Annotated in this window: 2 protein-coding genes; both read right to left on the bottom strand. The window is 58.3% G+C overall.

All coding sequences use genetic code 11. The features are described from left to right. Window positions 1-6: 6 nt before the first annotated feature. A complete protein-coding gene (gene recF / locus AC3ZU9_RS15040) occupies window positions 7-1110 on the bottom strand; it encodes a DNA replication/repair protein RecF (RefSeq protein WP_012721452.1) in 1104 nt (367 codons plus the stop codon). 20 nt (window positions 1111-1130) lie between these two features. Then, complete coding sequence (gene dnaN, locus AC3ZU9_RS15045; protein WP_010207719.1) at window positions 1131-2234, bottom strand: DNA polymerase III subunit beta; 1104 nt, start codon at window positions 2232-2234, stop codon at window positions 1131-1133. Between the last annotated feature and the right edge of the window lie 36 nt (window positions 2235-2270).

The raw sequence follows: 2270 nt of genomic DNA on the forward strand, positions 1-2270 counted from the left end.
ATGCCTTCACTCCCGATGGTCGTGGGTCTGGGTGATACGGCCTTGTTCCACGTGGAACAAAGCGACTGGCGTTTCCGTCTGCCAGCCTTCCCTCAATAATTCGTGGTCTACACAGGTGATAAACACCTGGCAGCGTAATTCTTCCAACAAGCGGCATAACGCGCGGCGGTGCTGCTCGTCCAGTTCAGACGGCAAGTCATCCACCAGATAAATACACTGTCCGCGTCGGGCCTGGCTAACCAGATGACCCTGTGCGATACGCAGTGCACACACCACCAACTTCTGCTGGCCACGGGACAAGATGTCCGCAGCATTGTGTGCGCCTAATCTAAGACGCAAATCAGCCCGCTGGGGTCCGGCCTGGGTATGGCCAATTTGCTGATCCCGCTGCAAGGACGTGGCGAGCACTGCACTCAGCTCGCGCTCTTTGTCCCAACCACGGTAGTAGCTCAGTGTCAGCCCCTCGAGATCCAGCAACTCACTCAAGGTCTGCTCAAAGACTGGTTTCAAGGCTTTGATATAGGCACGGCGGTATTCATCTATTTCGTCGCTGGCCAGGCACAGTTCCCGGTCCCAGGCCGCTTGCGAAGCGGCGTCAAGTGTACCATGCCGCAGCCATGAGTTCCGCTGCCGCAGGGCCTTCTGCAAGCGCTGCCAGGTGGCCATAAAGCGTGGTTCCACGTGGAACACTCCCCAATCGAGGAATTGCCTGCGGATTTTTGGCGCACCTTCCAACAGACGGAAACTGTCAGGGTTGATCAATTGCAGCGGCAGGATTTCCGCCAGCTGTGCAGCACTGCGAGCATTTTGCCCATCAATGCGAATTTGAAACTCTCCGCCGCGATCACGGGATATCCCCAGGCTACTGTGCCCACCCTCAGCCAGCTCAACTTGGCCAAAAACCGTGCACGCCAATTGCTCGTACTGGATGACCGGCAACAGGCGAGCGCTGCGAAAGGAACGGGCAAGTCCCAACAGATGAATGGCTTCCAGCACGCTGGTTTTGCCACTGCCGTTGGCGCCGTGGAGGATATTGATGCGGGGGGAGGGGGAGAAGGTCACCGGGTGCAGATTGCGCACCGCGGTGACCGAGACGCGACTGAGGGACATCTAGCTTCTGCTGAGCATGGTTACAGGCGCATCGGCATGACAACGTAAGCCGAGTCGTCGTTGTCGGATTCCTGTACCAAGGCGCTGCTGTTGGAGTCCGACAGAATCAGGCGAACCTGTTCGGTGGTCATCACACCCAGTACGTCCAGCAGGTAGCTCACGTTGAAGCCAATCTCGAGTGAACCGCCGTTGTAGTCGACGCCCACTTCTTCTTCCGCTTCTTCCTGCTCCGGGTTGTTCGCCTGAATCTTCAACTGACCGTTGGCCAGTTGCAGACGGATACCACGGTATTTTTCGTTGGACAGAATCGCGGTACGGCTGAACGCCTCGCGCAAGGCCTGGCGATCACCGAGTACCAGCTTGTCACCGCCTTTAGGCAGCACGCGCTCGTAATCCGGGAACTTGCCGTCGACCAGTTTGGAAGTGAAGGTGAACTCGCCAGTGGTAGCGCGAATGTGGTGCTGGCCCAACACGATGCTGACATTGCCTTCCGGCTCAGTGAGCAGACGCGCCAGCTCAAGGATACCCTTGCGTGGCACGATCACCTGGTGACGGTCTGGCTGGCCGATATCAGCACGCATCGAGCACATCGCCAGACGGTGACCGTCGGTAGCCACGGCGCGGATAATGCCTTCCGACACTTCCAAGAGCATGCCGTTGAGGTAGTAACGCACGTCCTGCTGGGCCATGGCGAAACTGGTGCGCTCAATCAAACGACGCAGTTTGCTTTGTTCCAGGCTGCAGGTCAGCGAACCAGGACCTTCTTCCACCGTCGGGAAATCATTGGCCGGCAAGGTGGACAGGGTGAAGCGGCTGCGACCGGCTTTGACGACCAACTTCGCTTCATCAACCTTGATGTCGATCAGCGCGTCGTTCGGCAGGCTTTTGCAGATGTCCATCAGCTTGCGCGCCGGCACGGTGATCTCGCCAGGTTCGGCGGGCTCTTCCAGCTGCACACGACCAACCAGCTCGACTTCCAGGTCGGTACCGGTCAGGGACAATTGCTGGCCTTCGACCACCAGCAATACGTTGGAGAGCACCGGCAAGGTCTGTCGGCGCTCGACGACGCCTGCGACCAGTTGCAGGGGTTTCAACAGGGCTTCGCGTTGAATGGTGAAATGCATGGTCTAGTCCCTTGCCTTAATAAGCTGCGCTGGTGT

The sequence above is a fragment of the Pseudomonas sp. A39 genome, from assembly GCF_058145955.1.